A 16,573-nucleotide genomic window follows, 5' to 3' on the forward strand; every position below is an offset into this window, starting at 1 on the left:
TCGGTGCATGTTTCGCAAGGCCTCTCGGGCGGGAAATCGTGTCGACGACTCCACCCACAGAAGGAGGACGGCATGGGTTTGATGGATTCGCTCAAGGGTTTGCTCGGTAAGGGCAAGGACTACGCCTCACAGAACCCCGACAAGGTCCAGGGGTACATCGACAAGGCGGGCGACACGGTCGACGGGAAGACCGGCGGCAAGTATTCGCAACACGTCGACAAGGCGCAGGACGCTGCGAAGAAGCACCTCGGCACTTCCGGCAATCCCGCGCCCGGCGCCCAACCCGGTGCCGGCGGCGACCCCGGGCCACAGTCCGATCCTGGCCCGGAGGCACAACCGGGGCCGCGCACCCCATAGCGCAGTCCGTCGACGTGTCCGTGTGCTCCGCCGTCTCCCTTTCCCGGCTGTGCGAGGATTTCTTCGCTCGATAGCCGAACGAAAGGGACACGCTGTGGGATTCATGGATCAGGTCAAAGGCATCGTCGACAAGGGCAAAGATCTGGCCGCCCAGCACCCGGACAAGGTGAACCAGGCGATCGACAAGGTCGGCGACCTGGCCGACGACAAGACCGGCGGCAAGTTCGCCGACAAGGTCGACAGCGCCCAGGATGCGGCGAAGAAGGGCCTCGGCACCGTCTGAGGCCTCCTGCCCCACGCATGCCTCGTGCGTGGGGCGTTGCGCTTCGGGCCCGCGACACGGGCCCCTGACGCACAATCGACCAGGTGAGCGGAACCTGGATTCTTCTCGTCGTCATCGCGGCGATCGCCGTCACCGGACTGGCGAACCGCGGAAATTTGCAGGCCCCGCTGGTGCTCGTCGTGATCGGGGCCCTCGCGTCGTTCATCCCCGGCCTGCCACAGCTCGAACTCGAACCGCACGTCCTCCTCGGGGTGGTCCTGCCGCCGCTGCTGTACTCGGCTGCGCTGCGGTTCTCGGTTCCCACCTTCAAACGCAACCTGTCGCACATTCTTCGCCTCGGTGTCGGGACGGTCCTCGTCACCGCATTCGCCGTGGCGTTCTTCGCGGAATGGCTCGTCCCGGAACTCACCTTCGGCGCGGCACTGGTCCTCGGTGCCGTCGTCGCGCCCACCGATGCGGTCAGCGCGGTCGCGGTCGGGCAGAAACTCGGTCTGCCGAAGCGGGTCATCGCCATCCTCACCGGTGAAGGCCTGGTCAACGACGCCACTGCCCTGACGCTGTTCACTGTGGCGGTCTCCACGGTCGTGGGCACACAGGTATTCGTCGACTCGCCCGTCGTGTTCTTCGGCTACGAGGTCGTCGGTGGTGTCGCGGTGGGTCTGGTTCTCGCGGTGACCGTGCATTGGGTGCGTTCCCGTATGGATCATCCGTCGTTGGAAACAGCGCTGGGCCTGGTCATTCCGTTCACCGCGTATCTCGTTGCCGAGGAAATCCACGCATCCGGGGTGCTCGCGGTCGTCGCCGCCGGCCTCTACATGGGGCACCGGTCGACCGACCTGTCGGTCTCGACCAGACTCCAGGAACGCTTCGTCTGGGAAAGTCTCGACACACTGCTCGAGATGTTCGTGTTCGCGTACATGGGATTACAGCTGAAGTTCGTTCTCGACGAAGTGACCGACAACGGCTACGACGTCGTCACGATTCTGCTGTATGCGTTCGCGGTGCTGGTCGTGGTCATGCTGGTCCGTCCGGCCTGGGGCCTGCTGAATTGGAGCCGGCGACGAGCAGTCCGGAAGGCCGGATTGCACAGACTCGGCCGCGACACGCTCAGCTTCCGAGAACACGTCGTGGTGTCCTGGGCCGGGATGCGCGGCGTCGTGACGCTCGCCGCCGCAGGCGGCATCCCGTTCATGCTCGCCTCCGGTGAGCCGTTCCCCGGCCGGGAGATCATTCATCTCACTGCGATCGTCGTCGCCGTCGGCACCCTGCTCATCCAGGGCTCGACCATGCCCGCGCTGATCCGCCGTCTCGACGTCACCGATCCGTACGAGCGGCTGCGGGCCGAAGAACAGCGTGCATTGGCCCGGTCGATCAGTTCCGCTGCGGCGAGAAGCAGACTGCACGCCCTGTCCGTGGAGCTCCCTGAAGGAACCGACGCCGACGCGGTGCGCCGAATCCTCGAGCGCGTCGACCGGTCGATCCAGGCGCGTGCCGACGTCGAGCGGGCCGAATCGGAGATCGAGGTCGAGCAGAGTCCGGACGCGGGTGTGTTGTTCGACCGGTTCCGTCGTGCCGTACTGCGTGCCCAACGCACCGCGCTGATCGCCGCGCGCGACGACGGCACGCTCGACGACGAAACGCTCCGGACCGAACTCGAGAGTCTCGATGTCGAAGAGGCCGCGGCGGAGGAGCGGATCGACCGGCGCGGCCGGGACTGATCCGTTCGGTGCGCATCTTCGTTCATGCGCGTCGTAGCGTAGATCCGTGACCGGAACCGTCCTGCTCGTCGTCGCTGTCGTGGCACTGTGCGTTGCCGCGGGGATCGCCGCGGTGTGGGCGCGCACGCGCCGAGTTGTCACGACACCCGCCGAGCGGGCCGTCCACGCAACTCTGCACACCGCGTCGCTCGCTGCGCGACCGCTGCGCAGCGGCCTGGATGCGGCCTCCGCGCAGGAAGCAGCCCCGCACCTGCGGATGCTTCTCGCCGAGGCGCAGGCGGTGGCTCTGTTCGACGCGGACGGACTCATGCTCGCGTGGGACGGGCCGTTCGAAACATTGTCCGAGCAGGTCCAGGATGCGGCGGCCCGCGCGATCGACGGTGAGCGGCGCGTCCTCGTCGGGCACAGTTCTCTCGAACGCGGATTCGGTGATGTCGCGGCGCGTGCCGTGGTCGCGCAGCCGCTGGTCATCGACGAGGTCGGTGTCGCGGGTGTGCTCGGTGTCGTCACCACCACCGACCCGGGTCCTGCGCTGCTCGGCGCGCTCACCGAGGTGGCCAGATACGCGTGCAGCCAGCTCGAACTCGCCGAACTCGATGCGTCCCGCGCTCGCCTCGACCGCGCCGAGGTACGTGCGCTGCGGGCACAGATCAGCCCCCACTTCATCTACAACGCACTGAACACGGTCGCCTCGTTCGTGCGCACCGACCCCGACCGGGCCCGCGAGTTGCTGCTCGATTTCGCGGACTTCACCCGCTACTCGTTCCGCGCGACCGGCGAATACACGTTGCTCGCCGACGAGCTGCGCAACATCGACCGATATCTGACGCTGGAACGCGCCCGCTTCGGCAACTCACTCGAGGTTCGGTTGCAGGTCGCGCCCGAGGTACTCAACGTCGCGTTGCCGTTCCTGGCATTGCAGCCACTCGTGGAGAACGCGGTGCGGCACGGCATCGCCGGTAAGTCGGCGCGCGCAGGCACCATCACGATCGTCGCGGCCGATGAGGGCACCGACTGCATCATCAGCGTGGAGGACGACGGTGTCGGCATGGACCCGGAACTGCTGCGGTCGGGAGTACTCGATTCGACCGCCGACGGCACCGAGGGCAGCGGGATCAAGGAATCCGCGCACGTCGGACTTGCCAACGTCGACGACCGTCTGCGCGCCGCGTTCGGCAACGACTACGGCCTCGTCGTCGACACCGCGCCGGGCGCAGGGACCAAGGTGAGCATGCGGGTGCCGAAATTCCGCGCGGGTATCCGGCCGTGACCGGAATCGTTCGTGGCACGATGAGTTCGCTGTGAATGAGAACACCGAGAACCTGACCGTGCTCGCCGTCGACGACGAACCACCCGCGCTCGACGAGCTGGCCTACCTGCTGCGTGCCCGGCCCGAGATCGGGCAGGTCCACACCGCGGGCGACGCGACCACCGCGCTGCGGCTGCTGCGCGACGGCGGGATCGACGCTGTGTTCCTCGACATCAACATGCCGGGCCTCGACGGGCTCGAACTGGCAGGGATCCTGCGGAACTTCGCGTCGCCGCCGTCGGTGGTGTTCGTGACCGCGCACGACGACCGGGCCGTGTCGGCGTTCGACCTGGGCGCGGTGGACTACGTGCTCAAACCGTTGCGGGAGGAACGGCTCGCCGAGGCCGTGCGTCGCATCGTCGAACGTCACCCGCCTGCGGCACCCGAGCCTGCCGATGCGGAGGCACGCGACGAGGTGATTCCCGTCGAACTCGGCGGTGTGACCACCCTGGTGTCGCGGTCGACGGTGCGCTGGGTGGAAGCCGACGGCGACTACACACGACTTCACACCGACACCGGTTCGCACCTCGTACGCATTCCCATCTCGTCGCTCGAGAGCCGCTGGGCGCACGCAGGCTTCCTGCGCGTCCACCGCTCCTACCTGGTGTCGCTGCCGTTGGTGACCGGTATCCGCAGCGCCGGGACGGGGCTCGTGGTGTGCATGAAACCCGCCGGTGGCCAAGCCCCGGTCGAACTGCCCGTGAGCCGTCGCCACACTCGTGAACTCAAGGACCGCTTGATCCGAGGTCCGATGCAGTCGTGGACGTCGCGGTGACCGGCCCGGGCACACGCCCCGCCGCCGGACCGCACCGCGAACGTGTCGTGCTGGCGAAAAGGCGCGGCGCGCGCATGGTGCGCACCCGGGTCGAAGTGCAGCAACAGACCGAGGTGGGCGACGCGATGGTTCGGGGTCTGGTGCGCGCCCAACTCGGACTCGCCCTGCGGATCGCAGTGGTCCCGGTGTGCCTGCTCGGCGCAATCCCCGTGGTGCTGGCCCTGTTTCCCGCGCTGGCCGACTTCACCCTGTGGAAGGTGCGGATGCCATGGATCCTCCTGGGCTTCGTTTCGTATCTCCTGCTCTTGGGCTGTGCGTGGCTGTATGTGCGCCTGGCCGAACGCAATGAGCAGGACTTCACCGACCTCACCGACGACTGACGTTCCACACCCATGGATACCTCGGTTCCTGTCCTCACAGTGGTCGGCATCGTCGCCGCCGCGGTCGCGACGGTCGCGATCGGCGTGTACGGGGTGCGGATCTCCCGCACCACCTCGGATTTTCTCGTCGCCTCCCGCAGTGTCGGTCCACGCTGGAACGCCGCCGCGATCTCGGGTGAATACCTTTCCGCCGCATCATTTCTCGGTGTCGCGGGTCTCGTCGCCAAATACGGCGCCGACGCTCTGTGGTACCCGGTGGGGTTCACCGCCGGATACCTCGGCCTGCTGCTGTTCGTCGCCGCGCCACTGCGACGTTCGGGCGCGTACACCGTGCCGGATTTCGCCGAGTTCCGACTCGGCGAACCCTGGTTACGGTCGCTGTCGATGGTGGTCGTGGCGGTCATCTGCGTGCTCTATCTCGTACCGCAGTTCCAGGGCGCCGGACTGACGCTGAACATCCTGCTCGGACTTCCCAGCTGGGTCGGGGCGGCGGTCGTCGGCGTCATCGTCATCGCCAATGTGGTGGGCGGCGGCATGCGGTCGATCACGTTCGTGCAGGCCTTCCAGTACTGGCTCAAACTCACCGCGGTCGCTGTTCCCGCGCTGTTCCTCACGATCTATTTCGTGAACGACAGCCGCGGTGTCGACGAACCGTTGCCGCCCACCGTCACCGAGATCACCACCGTCGACATCACCGTCGACGTCGTCGTGCAGGTCGCGGAGCCGATCCCCGTGACGGTCACGGGCGAGGTGGATTCCTGGCCGGTGGCAGGCCGGATCGTCCTGACCCCCGGCGAGCACGAACTCGGCGCGGGCACCGAACTGGTCCTCGATGAAGGGTCGTCCGTGCCGGTGGTGGCGGGCGCACCCTCCGACAACGATGCGTGGGGGTCGCCGGGCGCGGGGATCGGAGCCGGTGGCGAGCACCACCTGTTCCAGGTGTATTCGCTGATGATCGCCACGTTCCTCGGAACGATGGGCCTGCCGCACGTCCTGGTGCGGTTCTACACGAACCCCGACGGCCGGGCGGCGCGCGTGACGTCGTTCGCCGTGATCGGGTTGCTCGGATTGTTCTATCTGTTTCCCACCATCCTCGGAGTGTTCGCGCGCCTGTACGTGCCGCAGTTGCTGATCACGGGCCGATCCGACGCCGCGGTGTTGCTGCTGCCCAACTCGGTGCTCTCGGGGTGGGTGGGTCAGCTCCTCGCCGCGCTCGTCGCGTCGGGTGCGATCGCCGCGTTCCTGTCGACGTCGTCCGGTCTGCTGGTGAGTGTCGCGGGGGTGCTGTCGACCGACGTGCTGCGCGGACGGGTCCGGGACTTCCGGATGGCAGCCGTACTGGCGGGGATCGTTCCGTTGCTGCTGGCCGTGTCGGTGGTCTCGCTGGATCTGTCCAGGTCGGTGGGACAGGTGTTCGCGATCGCCGCGTCGACGTTGTGCCCGCTGCTCGTACTGGGGATCTGGTGGCGTGGACTGACCGCGATCGGTGCAGCAGCGGGAATGGTCGTGGGAGGTGCGGTGGCCGGAGGTGCGGCCATGCTCGCAGTCGTGGTGCGGTTCGACCCGTCGACCGCAGGGGGATGGCCTGCCGTTCTGTCGGCCTATCCGGGCGCGGTGAGTGTGCCACTGGCCTTCCTCGTCATGATCGGGGTGAGCTTGGCAACGAGGCGGAGGGTGCCCGCCGACGTCGGTCGTACCTTTTCCCGGATGCATGTTCCGGAGCGTCTCGGGATGGGGCGCGACCGAGAGCTCGGCGCATTCGGAGAGCGCCGTTCGTCGCGGTGAGTCGACCGTTCGGCGCACGCCACGACAGCTCGGCGTGCAACCTGCACGCACCCCTTTCTGTGTGATGGCCGTCTCACTAGCGTCTGTGTGAACTACACCTCACACGTACGACCAAGGAGTCGGCAGTGACCACAGCACCACTCAGCGAGAGTGACGTACCGGAGCGGCGAGACCCCACGCCGCAGGACTTCGTCGACATGCAGGCGAGCCCGGAGTTCCAGGAGTTGCGCAGCCGTTTGCGCCGGTTCGTCTTCCCGGTGACGGTGTTCTTCCTGGCCTGGTACGCCCTGTACGTTCTGCTCGCGACCTACGCGGCGGATTTCATGGCAACCAAGGTGATCGGCAACATCAACCTCGGCCTGATCCTCGGCCTCGGGCAGTTCGTCACCACGTTCATCATCACCGCCGTGTACGTGAAGTTCGCCGGCCGTGAGCTCGATCCGCGCTCGGCAGCGATCCGCGACGAACTGGAAGGGCCGCAGAAGTGACCGTACTTGCCCAGGGCAGCACCGACGTCGGTAGCCCGCTGCTCAACATCGCCATCTTCGTGGCGTTCGTCGTCGTCACGATGGGCCTGGTCATCAAGGCCAGCCGCACCACGAAGAAGGCATCGGACTTCTACACCGGCGGCGGCCAGTTCTCCGGTCCCCAGAACGGTTTCGCGATCGCAGGCGATTACCTGTCGGCGGCGTCGTTCCTCGGTATCGCCGGCGCCATCGCTGTCTACGGCTACGACGGATTCCTGTACTCCATCGGCTTCCTCGTCGCGTGGCTCGTCGCGCTGTTGCTCGTCGCCGAACTGCTCCGCAACACCGGACGATTCACGATGGCCGATGTGCTGAGCTTCCGGCTCAAGCAGCGGCCCGTGCGGATGGCCGCGGCGCTGTCGACCCTCGCGGTGTCGCTGTTCTACCTGCTCGCTCAAATGGCTGGTGCCGGTGGCCTTGTCGCGCTGCTGCTCGACATCCAGGACAAGGCCGGACAGGCGATCGTCGTCGCCGTCGTCGGTGTGCTCATGATCGTGTACGTCCTCATCGGCGGCATGAAGGGCACCACGTACGTCCAGATGGTCAAGGCAGTCCTGCTGATCGCGGGCGCAGGCGTGATGTTCGTGCTCGTGTTGTTCGCGGTACGCGGCAACTTCTCGCAGCTGCTCGCCGACGCTCAGGCGATGGCATCCAGCTCCACGGACGAAGCGGTCGCCGGCCGCGACATCCTCGCTCCCGGAGCGAAATACGGCATCAGCGGCATGACCCGGATCGACTTCATCTCCCTGGGCATCGCGCTGGTGCTCGGCACCGCGGGTCTGCCGCACGTGCTGATGCGGTTCTACACGGTGCCGACCGCCAAGGAAGCACGCCGTTCGGTGACCTGGGCGATCGCGCTCATCGGCGCCTTCTACCTGTTCACCCTGGTCCTCGGCTACGGCGCCGCAAAGATGGTGGGCCCCGACGTCATTCTCAATGCCCCGGGCAAGGAGAACGCGGCCGCACCGCTGCTCGCCTACGAACTGGGCGGCACGATCTTCCTCGCCGTCATTTCCGCAGTCGCATTCGCCACGATCCTCGCGGTCGTCGCAGGTCTGGCGATCACGGCATCCGCATCGTTCGCCCACGACATCTACGCGAGCGTGCTCAAGCACGGTAAGGCGACCGAGGACGAGCAGGTGCGGGTCTCGCGCATCACCGTCGTCGTGATCGGCCTCGTCTCGATCGTGCTCGGCATCCTCGCAATGGGGCAGAACATCGCCTTCCTCGTGGCGCTGGCCTTCGCTGTTGCCGCCTCGGCGAACCTGCCGACGCTGCTGTACTCGCTGTTCTGGAAGAAGTTCAACACCACGGGTGCGCTGTTCAGCATCTACGGCGGCCTCATCAGCTGCCTGCTGCTGATCGTGTTCTCCCCGGCGGTGTCCGGCAGCGCGTCGTCGATGTTCCCGGATGTCGACTTCTCGTTCTTCCCGCTGTCCAACCCGGGCATCGTGTCCATCCCGCTCGCCTTCGCCCTCGGCATCATCGGTACGTACATCGGCCGCAACAAGCCGGAGGATTCGTTCAAGCAGGCGGAGATGGAGGTGCGCTCGCTCACCGGTGTCGGTGTCGAGAAGGCCGTGTCGCACTGAGAGGGTCGCACTGACGGTTCCCTACCCTTGCCCGAGCGAACGGCACCTTCGATCGATCTGATCGAGCGAAAGGTGCCGTTCGCTCTGTCGTGGGGAACGGTTTACGCTGCGGGCATGGCGAAACTCGAAGTCGCGACCGATCTTCCGCTCGACCCACAATCCGCGTGGGAGAAGGCATCCGACCTGGAAGCGTTCGGCGAATGGCTGAGCATCCACGACGGCTGGCGCGGCGAACTCCCCGACACGCTCGAAGTCGGAGTGGCACTGCAGTCGGTGGTGTCGGTCAAGGGGATGCGCAACCGGGTGGAGTGGACGGTCGAGGAACTCGACGCACCGCACCACGTCGTGCTCCGCGGGTCGGGTAAGGGCGGCACCAAGTTCAAGATGCGGCTCGCTGTTGCCGGCGCGGGGTCGGGCTCGCGGTTGACGATGAAGATCGAACTCGGGGGAGCGCCGCTGTTCGGACCCATCGGGTCGGGTGTGGCGCGCGCCCTCCAGGGCGACCTCGACGCCTCACTGCGCAAGTTTGCGGAACTCTACGGCTGACCGTGACTGAGCGAATGGCTCACCCGTCTCGTCAGACCTAGCGAAGGATACATTCGCTCGAATGTGGGGGAGCGGTAGGACGCGGTTGGCACAATGAGACGATGCCGACCCGCACGATCGGGGACCGTCGTCTCACTCTGACGAACCTCGACAAGGTGCTGTACCCCCGCACCGGCACCGTCAAGGGTGAGGTGATCGACTACTACGTCGCCGTCGCCGAGGTCATGCTGCCACACGTCGTGGGTCGTCCCGGTACCCGTAAGCGCTGGCCCAACGGCGTCGACGAACCGGCCTTCTTCGAGAAGAACCTGGCGCCGCACGCGCCGGCGTGGCTCGACCGCCGCACGGTGCATCACAAGCAACGCTCGGTCACCTACCCGGTGTTCGACTCGGTGGCGGGTATCGCGTGGCTCGGGCAGCAGGCCTCGCTCGAGCTGCACGTCCCGCAGTGGCGGTTCGCCGAATCCACCCCCGGCCCTGCGACCCGGCTCGTGTTCGACCTCGATCCTGGGCCGGGCACAGGGCTCGCGGAGTGCGCCGAGGTCGCGCGGTATGTGCGCGACATGGTCGCGGAACTCGGATGGGAGACCTATCCCGTCACGAGTGGCAGCAAGGGTCTTCACCTCTACGTGCCGTTGGATCGGCAGTTGGGCTCCGACGGTGCGTCGACCGTCGCGCGACAGGTCGCGACGAATCTTGCGACGCTGCACCCGGATCTCGTCACCGCGACCATGGCAAAGGTGGTGCGCGGTGGGAAGGTCTTCGTCGACTGGAGTCAGAACAACGCGGCCAAGACGACGGTCGCGCCGTACTCGTTGCGTGGACGCGCCGAACCGTGGGTGGCGGCGCCGCGGAGCTGGGACGAACTCGACGACCCGAAGCTGCGGCAGCTCACGTTCGACGAAGTGCTCGAACGGGTCGCCGACCACGGTGATCTGCTCGCGGGCCTCGACCCCCCGCTCGGCGACACGCAGTCGGAAGACTCCGCCGCCGACGCGCTCACCGACTACCGGCGCAAGCGCAACGCTGGGCGTACCCCGGAGCCGATCCCGTCCCGTGTCGCCGAGACCGGCCACGACGATCGGTTCGTCATCCAGGAGCACCACGCCAGGCGCCTACATTACGACCTGCGACTCGAACGCGACGGCGTGCTTGCGTCGTGGGCGGTGCCGAAGAATCTGCCGGAGGACACCGGCCGCAACCATCTCGCCGTCCGTACCGAGGATCACCCACTCGAATATCTGGACTTCCACGGCACCATCCCGTCCGGTGAGTACGGCGCCGGAACGATGACGGTGTGGGACACCGGCACCTACGACACCGAGAAATGGCGCGACGACGAGGTGATCGTGCGACTGCGCGGTGAGCGCATCGAAGGTCGATACGCGTTGATCCGCACGGAGAAGGATCAGTGGCTCGCCCACCGGATGAAGCAACAGTCCGGCTCTGGGCGGTCGGAGGCATTTCCGGTCGATCTGCGTCCTATGCTCGCGACCGCGGGCGAGGTCGAGGACCTGGGCGGTTCGTCGTGGGCGTTCGAAGGCAAATGGGACGGATATCGCGCGATTGCCGAGGTGCACGACGGCGCAGTCCGGTTGCGCGCTCGATCGGGGCGGGACGTGACCGAGGAGTTTCCCGCGCTCGCTGAACTTGCGGATGTCCTCGCCGGTCACGATGCCGTCCTCGACGGGGAGATCGTCGCGGTGGACGCGGAGGGTGTCACGAGTTTCGAGAGGTTGCAGCGCGGGGCGGTGCCGGAGTACCGGGTGTTCGACCTCCTCTACCTGGACGGTGTGTCGCTGGTGCGCAAGACGTACGACGACCGCCGCCGGGTGCTCGAGGCGCTCGCCGCGGTATCGGCGAAGCTGATCGTGCCGGAGCTGTTGACCGGGAACGGCGCCGATGCTCTCGCCGCGAGTCTGGAGCACGGGTGGGAGGGCGTGGTCGCAAAGCGACGTGACTCGGTGTATCTGACCGGGAAGCGGAGCGCGGCGTGGGTGAAGGCGAAGAACTGGCTCACCCAATCGGTGGTCATCGGCGGGTACCGGCGAGGTCAGGGCAACCGGGCGGGGTCGTTCGGATCGTTGTTGCTCGGTATCCCCGGTGACGACGGGCTCGTGTACGTGGGAAGGGTCGGCACGGGGTTCGACGACCGGGCTCTCGCGGCGCTGACGTCGTCGTTGCGGGAGCTGCGGCGCGACACGAGTCCCTTCGAGGACGAGCTACCGGCCGTCGATCGGCGCGACGCGGTGTGGGTGGCACCCGAGCTGGTGGGAGAGGTGCGGTTCGGGTCGTGGACCGAGGGTGGCCGACTCCGTCATCCGAGTTGGCGCGGCCTTCGCGACGATCTGGACCCGAAGGACGTGCACCGCGAATAGTGTCCGACTCGGTCATCGACTGGTAGTTGTCGGTGCAAAATCGTATGTTCTTCTGATACCGGACGTAATGGCTTTGTCGGGGAGCCACCGGTTCGCCAGATCGCTCAACGAAGGAACCCGACATGACGAGTGTGCTTGCACCCATCCGCACCTACTCCTCGCCGCAGCTCTCGGCACGTGAAACCGAGATCCTCCGGGAGTGGCTCCTGTGCGAGTCCAAGTCCGAGACAGCGTCTCGTCTGTTCGTGACCGCGGCCACCGTGAGTACTCACATCGCCCGCATCCGCGACAAGTACATGCGGGTCGGGCGGCCCGCAAATACCAAGACGTCGCTGCTCGTGCGCGCGCTCCAGGACGGTGTCGTGTCCATCGACGAGCTGTAGCTGCCGATCCGTAGCCTGTCCCAACATGACCGTCCTGAAGTCCCTCGTTCTGTTCGCTGTGGCTGCACTGTTCGAAATCGGTGGGGCGTGGCTGGTCTGGCAGGGTGTGCGCGAGCATCGCGGGTGGATCTGGATGGGCCTCGGTGTACTGGCGCTCGGGGCGTACGGATTCGTCGCGACGCTGCAACCGGATGCCAATTTCGGCCGCATCCTCGCCGCGTACGGGGGAGTGTTCGTCGCGGGCTCGCTGCTGTGGGGTGTCGTGATGGACGGATTCCGCCCGGATCGCTGGGACATCGCGGGCGCGCTGGTGTGTCTCGCCGGTGTCGCCGTGATCATGTACGCGCCGCGGTAGTCGCACGTCGAAGGGTGGGTGGGTACCCACCTCAGGGGATCTTCTGAGCGGCAGTCATCGTCTCGACACTGGGCGCATGACAACAACAACAACAAATACGGGCCCTCGCACCCGAACCCTGGCCTCACGCCTACTCGTCACCGGATACGGAGTGGGCGCGTATCTCATATTCCTCGCGGTGTTCCTGTACGCGATCGGGTGGGTCGAACGACTGGTGGTCCCCCGGAACATCGACGAAGGGCCGCGTGCCCCGGCCGGAATCGCCATCGTGATCAATCTGGCGTTGCTCTCGCTGTTCGCCGTGCAGCACTCGGTGATGGCCAGACCCTGGTTCAAGAAACGCTGGACCCGGATCGTGCCCGAACCCGCCGAACGATCGACCTACGTCTTACTCGCCTCGGCCGCGCTGGCGCTCGTGATGTGGCAGTGGCGTCCACTCCCGCACCCGATCTGGGACATCGAGACCGGTCCGCTGCGAGTTCTCCTCTACGCGGTATCGCTCGGTGGATTCGGGCTCGTGCTCGTCTCCACGTTCGCCATCAATCATTTCGACCTGTTCGGGTTGAGGCAGGTCGTCCGTCATCAGCTCGGAAAACCGCCCGCCGCGAACGCCTTCCGGATACCGCTGCTGTACCGGTCGGTGCGGCACCCGCTCTATCTGGGGTTCGTCGTCGCGTTCTGGGCTGCGCCGACCATGTCTGTCGGGCACCTGATCTTCGCTGCGGTCACCACCGCGTACATCCTGGTGGCGATCAGGTTCGAAGAGCACGACCTCATCGCGACCTTCGGTGAGCGATATCGCTCCTACCGGACCCGCGTGCCGATGATCGTGCCGTGGAAAGGGCTCAGCCGACGGTGACCCCGCCGGTCGCGGGCGTCGAATTGCACAGCGGGCCGCTCGCGAGGCTCACCGATCCGAATACGGTGGTCAGCACCTGGCCAGGCCCGGTATCGACCATCGCAGACAGGTTCGGGTACTCCCCGGTGAGGTCGACGATGCCGGTGCGTCCGTTGTCCGGGTTGAGCCAGGCGACCGTCACCTGACCGGCGGCCGGTATCGGCCACACCGCCTGCGTCGTGGAGAACAGCACGTGGCCCGCGGCGATCCCGTGTTCCTCGTCGGGGCCGGGATGGGCTGCTACCGATGTGAGCGACGCGAGGCTGCCCTGATTGAGGCAGCCGATGGTGATCGCAGTACCCAGCGGTTGCGTCGGAGCCGCTGTGGCGACACCGGCGAACAGAACAGCGGCTGCGACGGGGGCTGCGAATGTGAGTGCTCGACTGGTGAATCGCACTGCAGACATGCTGCGGGCTCCTCAGAGGTGAGAATGACGTGTCCGGGTGCCGACCACAGTGCGTATTGCTCGCGTGGCGCGTCCCACGACCGAAAGACTTTCGTGATTCTATCGAGCAGTCGATCATCGAGGGGCGGTTTCGGGCACCGCAGTGTTGTTGCGGTCACAGGTGCGGAATCGTGATCGGTTAGCCTGGCCTAATGAAGTGGGAGAATTTTGTTGCCACGCTGGTCGCGCGTGAGCAGGTCGCCGAGCATCTGTTGCGTGCCCGCCTCGAGGTCGGGGAAGGGACCGGGAACGGTTACCTTCCGCTGGCTGCAGCCGACGAGTCGGTGGCGTTCTATCTCTCGCGCGACGCGGAAGAGCTGCACGCAAGACCCAGCGAAAATCCGAATGCCCTCGGCGGGTGGGAGATCGCCGACGAGGAGCGCAACGCCGGACACCGCAACTACACGGTGCGCTCCTACGACGCGGAGTCCCGCGAGATGGTGATCGACTTCGCCGAGCACGATCACGGTCCCGCGATCGAGTGGCTGCGCGCCGCGGAACCCGGCTGGCGTGTGCTGATGGCCGGTCCGCGCTCGTGGCACGCGCCCCCGCCCTCGGCGACCCGTCACGTCCTGGCCGGAGATCTCGCCGCGTTGCCGGCTTTGGCCAGAGTCCTGGAGCAGACAGACCCCGCAGTTCACGTGACCGTCGTTGCCGAGGTGCTCCACCGCAGCGAGCTCGAGTACCTGCCTGCTCGGGAGAACACTGAGATCGTCGAGCTCATCGGTACCGGAAACGGAGTGTCGCGCACACGACTGTCCGCTGCGCTCGCCGAGCTCGACCTGCCTGCCGACGGATACTGCTGGTTCGCGGGCGAGGCCGCCGACATCCGCGCCGCCAAGAAGCACCTGCGTTCACTCGGCTGGTCGCGCGACCAGTACGACATCGTCGGCTATTGGCGTGAGGATGCCGAGCGGTGGTCGGCGAAGTTCGAGGAGCAGGGCGACGAGTTGCGCGCGGTGTACTCGGGCGCGCTCGCAGAGGGGAAGTCGGTCGAAGAGGCCATGGATGTGTACGAGGCTGCTCTGGAGAAGGTCGGACTGTAGGCCTCGGCGCGTACTGACCTCTGCATGAAGTTATGCATGCGGAGGAGGGGTGATGGCAACGCTTCAGGTGCGTGACGTCCCGGACGACGTCGCCGCGGCGCGCCATTGCCGCGTGGGACGAGAAGTTGGAGCAGACGCAGCGGCGGCTGGCGATCTCCGGCCGGGCGACGACGTCCGGTGCTGAAGTCGTGCGAGACATTCGAGACGAGTACGACCGGGGAGAAAAGTGATCGTCGTCGATGCATCGGTGTGGGTCGATCTGTTGCGAGGGGCCTTGCCTGCCGGCTACGCGGACCGGATCCGTGCGGCGGGATGTGTGTCTCCGCCGCACGTGGACTTCGAGGTCGGCTCCGCGCTCCTCAGTCTGGTGCGTCGAGGGGAACTGGAGCCCGATCAGGCGCGTGCGCTCATAGCTGCGTTCAGTGATCACCCTGTGGAGCGAATCCGTGAGCCGATCGATTCGGTGGCTGCAGTCGGGTTGATCGATAACTCGTGGACTCGCCCGGCTGAGTGTTCCCGCGCGCTTATCAGCTTCCCGCTTCAGCAATCGCTGATGCGGGAAGCTGCTTTTGTAGCGGGAGTGCGGCGCATGGAGAGTGTGTGCCCTCGGCAGGATTCGAACCTGCGACCTACCCTTTAGGAGAGGGTTGCTCTATCCCCTGAGCTACGAGGGCGCGCGCCCATCCGGCGGACCGAATCGCGGCGCGGTGTGAGTGTAGCGGTCGCTCTCCCGCGGTGACGAAGAGAGCGGAAAATCCGCCCTTTGTTACCGACCGGTTGGTTCGGTTCCCGCTCTGTGAGATCAAGAAGAGGTAACGCTGGACCTGGCGTATATCGTTTTGTTACCTTGAATCGCCAGGAACGGCCGGAACGTTACGAACCGGTCGAATCGGGACTACGAACGGGACAGCAACTGTGGCACGGCACCAGCGGACACGCGAAGATGCATCGGCATACGAGACCGGCCTGACGGTCGGACCGGCACAGCGTGGACGTCATCGCATCGAACCGACGGGCCCGTCGGCTCCTGCCAAGGCCGCGACCGTGGCGTGCGCCACGGGCGCCTTCATGGCCATCGGCGCGCAGTTCACCGCAGGCACCGCCGCTGCTCACCCCGGCCACGATCACGGACCGGTCCAGGCCGCGCCCGCTGCCCCGCAGCTTCCGTTCGAACTTCCCGCGGGCATCGAACTTCCGGCGATCCCCGGTATCACCACTCCCGCCGAGCAGGGCGCTCCGCAGCTGCCCGTCGAGGTCCAGGGCCTCGTCGACCAGTTCACCGGTGGCGGCAACTGGCTCAACGACCTCAACCCCATCAAGCCCAGCACGGTGCAGCCGGTCTCCGGCACCCTGACCTCGGACTGGGGCTCGCGCTGGGGTTCGCACCACGGCGGAATCGATATCGCTGCTCCCATCGGCACCCCGATCCAGTCGGCCTCCGACGGCACGGTCCTCGATGCGGGCGCCGCGTCCGGCTACGGCCAGTGGGTTCGCGTCCTCAACGATGACGGCACCACCGCCGTCTACGGCCACGTCGATACCTTCCAGGTCTCTTCCGGTCAGCGCGTGAGCGCGGGCCAGCAGATCGCCACCGTCGGTAACCGTGGCTGGTCCACCGGGCCGCACCTGCACTTCGAGGTGTGGGATGCGTCCGGCAACAAGACCAACCCGAACACCTGGCTCAGCGACCGCGGCGTCGTCGCCGACTGGAGCAGCTACCGCGCGGTCTGACCGTCACTTCCGAAACTTCGACACACACCCGGCCCTGCGGCCGGGTGTGTTTCGCATTCACAGGA

The 16,573-nt window shown here is 66.4% G+C and carries 18 protein-coding genes and 1 tRNA gene; 17 read left to right on the top strand and 2 right to left on the bottom strand.

Going from position 1 to position 16,573, the window contains the following annotated elements; all coding sequences use genetic code 11:
* The first annotated feature begins 72 nt into the window (after positions 1–72).
* The 14 genes from ACFWB0_RS04560 (at position 73) to mddA (ending at position 13,247) form a co-directional block, all read left to right on the top strand.
* Positions 73–357 carry an antitoxin gene (locus tag ACFWB0_RS04560; RefSeq protein ID WP_378489240.1) on the top strand — a complete coding sequence of 95 codons (285 nt, stop codon included), beginning with the start codon at positions 73–75 and terminating at the stop codon, positions 355–357.
* A 94-nt stretch (positions 358–451) separates the two neighbouring features.
* Entirely contained in the window at positions 452–640 is a 189-nt protein-coding gene (locus ACFWB0_RS04565) for an antitoxin (RefSeq protein ID WP_378489241.1), read from the top strand.
* An 83-nt stretch (positions 641–723) separates the two neighbouring features.
* On the top strand, positions 724–2,358 hold the full coding sequence (locus tag ACFWB0_RS04570) for a Na+/H+ antiporter (RefSeq protein WP_378489242.1): 1,635 nt from the start codon (positions 724–726) through the stop codon (positions 2,356–2,358).
* A 46-nt stretch (positions 2,359–2,404) separates the two neighbouring features.
* Positions 2,405–3,628 carry a sensor histidine kinase gene (locus tag ACFWB0_RS04575; RefSeq protein WP_378489243.1) on the top strand — a complete coding sequence of 408 codons (1,224 nt, stop codon included), beginning with the start codon at positions 2,405–2,407 and terminating at the stop codon, positions 3,626–3,628.
* Positions 3,629–3,659: 31 nt separating this feature from the next.
* The gene (locus ACFWB0_RS04580) at positions 3,660–4,442 is read left to right on the top strand and encodes a LytR/AlgR family response regulator transcription factor (RefSeq protein ID WP_378489244.1); all 783 of its coding nucleotides are present in this window, start codon (positions 3,660–3,662) and stop codon (positions 4,440–4,442) included.
* Positions 4,427–4,822: a hypothetical protein gene (locus ACFWB0_RS04585; protein WP_378489245.1), complete on the top strand. Its 396-nt coding sequence runs from the start codon at positions 4,427–4,429 to the stop codon at positions 4,820–4,822. Before ACFWB0_RS04580 ends, ACFWB0_RS04585 begins: the two co-directional genes overlap by 16 nt.
* A 12-nt stretch (positions 4,823–4,834) precedes the next feature.
* Positions 4,835–6,607 (top strand): cation acetate symporter, encoded by a 1,773-nt coding sequence (locus ACFWB0_RS04590; RefSeq protein ID WP_378489246.1) that lies wholly within the window; start codon positions 4,835–4,837, stop codon positions 6,605–6,607.
* A 125-nt stretch (positions 6,608–6,732) separates the two neighbouring features.
* Positions 6,733–7,095, top strand: a complete 363-nt coding sequence (locus tag ACFWB0_RS04595; RefSeq protein WP_378489247.1) for a DUF485 domain-containing protein — start codon at positions 6,733–6,735, stop codon at positions 7,093–7,095.
* Positions 7,092–8,726 (top strand): cation acetate symporter, encoded by a 1,635-nt coding sequence (locus tag ACFWB0_RS04600; RefSeq protein ID WP_378489248.1) that lies wholly within the window; start codon positions 7,092–7,094, stop codon positions 8,724–8,726. The genes ACFWB0_RS04595 and ACFWB0_RS04600 overlap by 4 nt, the downstream gene beginning before the upstream one ends.
* Before the next feature lie 114 nt (positions 8,727–8,840).
* A complete protein-coding gene (locus ACFWB0_RS04605) occupies positions 8,841–9,272 on the top strand; it encodes an SRPBCC family protein (RefSeq protein ID WP_378489249.1) in 432 nt (143 codons plus the stop codon).
* Positions 9,273–9,373: 101 nt separating this feature from the next.
* The gene (locus tag ACFWB0_RS04610; RefSeq protein ID WP_378489250.1) at positions 9,374–11,650 is read left to right on the top strand and encodes an ATP-dependent DNA ligase; all 2,277 of its coding nucleotides are present in this window, start codon (positions 9,374–9,376) and stop codon (positions 11,648–11,650) included.
* A gap of 122 nt (positions 11,651–11,772) precedes the next feature.
* Positions 11,773–12,033, top strand: coding sequence for a LuxR C-terminal-related transcriptional regulator (locus ACFWB0_RS04615; RefSeq protein ID WP_378489251.1), 261 nt, complete (start codon positions 11,773–11,775; stop codon positions 12,031–12,033).
* A gap of 25 nt (positions 12,034–12,058) precedes the next feature.
* On the top strand, positions 12,059–12,388 hold the full coding sequence (locus tag ACFWB0_RS04620; RefSeq protein WP_378489252.1) for a YnfA family protein: 330 nt from the start codon (positions 12,059–12,061) through the stop codon (positions 12,386–12,388).
* A gap of 76 nt (positions 12,389–12,464) precedes the next feature.
* Complete coding sequence (gene mddA / locus ACFWB0_RS04625; protein WP_378489253.1) at positions 12,465–13,247, top strand: methanethiol S-methyltransferase; 783 nt, start codon at positions 12,465–12,467, stop codon at positions 13,245–13,247.
* Here mddA and ACFWB0_RS04630 read toward each other — a convergent pair.
* Positions 13,234–13,692 carry a hypothetical protein gene (locus ACFWB0_RS04630; RefSeq protein ID WP_378489254.1) on the bottom strand — a complete coding sequence of 153 codons (459 nt, stop codon included), beginning with the start codon at positions 13,690–13,692 and terminating at the stop codon, positions 13,234–13,236. The two genes, mddA and ACFWB0_RS04630, sit on opposite strands and share 14 nt — an antisense overlap.
* A 191-nt stretch (positions 13,693–13,883) precedes the next feature.
* Here ACFWB0_RS04630 and ACFWB0_RS04635 point away from each other — a divergent pair, with 191 nt between their 5' ends.
* A complete protein-coding gene (locus tag ACFWB0_RS04635; protein WP_378489255.1) occupies positions 13,884–14,777 on the top strand; it encodes a siderophore-interacting protein in 894 nt (297 codons plus the stop codon).
* 71 nt (positions 14,778–14,848) lie between these two features.
* Positions 14,849–15,007 (top strand): hypothetical protein, encoded by a 159-nt coding sequence (locus ACFWB0_RS04640; RefSeq protein ID WP_378489256.1) that lies wholly within the window; start codon positions 14,849–14,851, stop codon positions 15,005–15,007.
* A gap of 371 nt (positions 15,008–15,378) precedes the next feature.
* On the opposite strand, the gene ACFWB0_RS04645 is transcribed toward ACFWB0_RS04640, so the two are convergent.
* Positions 15,379–15,451, bottom strand: a tRNA-Arg gene (locus tag ACFWB0_RS04645).
* A gap of 241 nt (positions 15,452–15,692) precedes the next feature.
* Between ACFWB0_RS04645 and ACFWB0_RS04650 the strand changes: the two genes are divergently transcribed.
* Entirely contained in the window at positions 15,693–16,508 is an 816-nt protein-coding gene (locus ACFWB0_RS04650; RefSeq protein WP_378489257.1) for a M23 family metallopeptidase, read from the top strand.
* Positions 16,509–16,573 lie beyond the last annotated feature (65 nt).

It is taken from the genome of Rhodococcus sp. NPDC060086, assembly GCF_042730275.1.
GTDB lineage: Bacteria > Actinomycetota > Actinomycetes > Mycobacteriales > Mycobacteriaceae > Rhodococcus.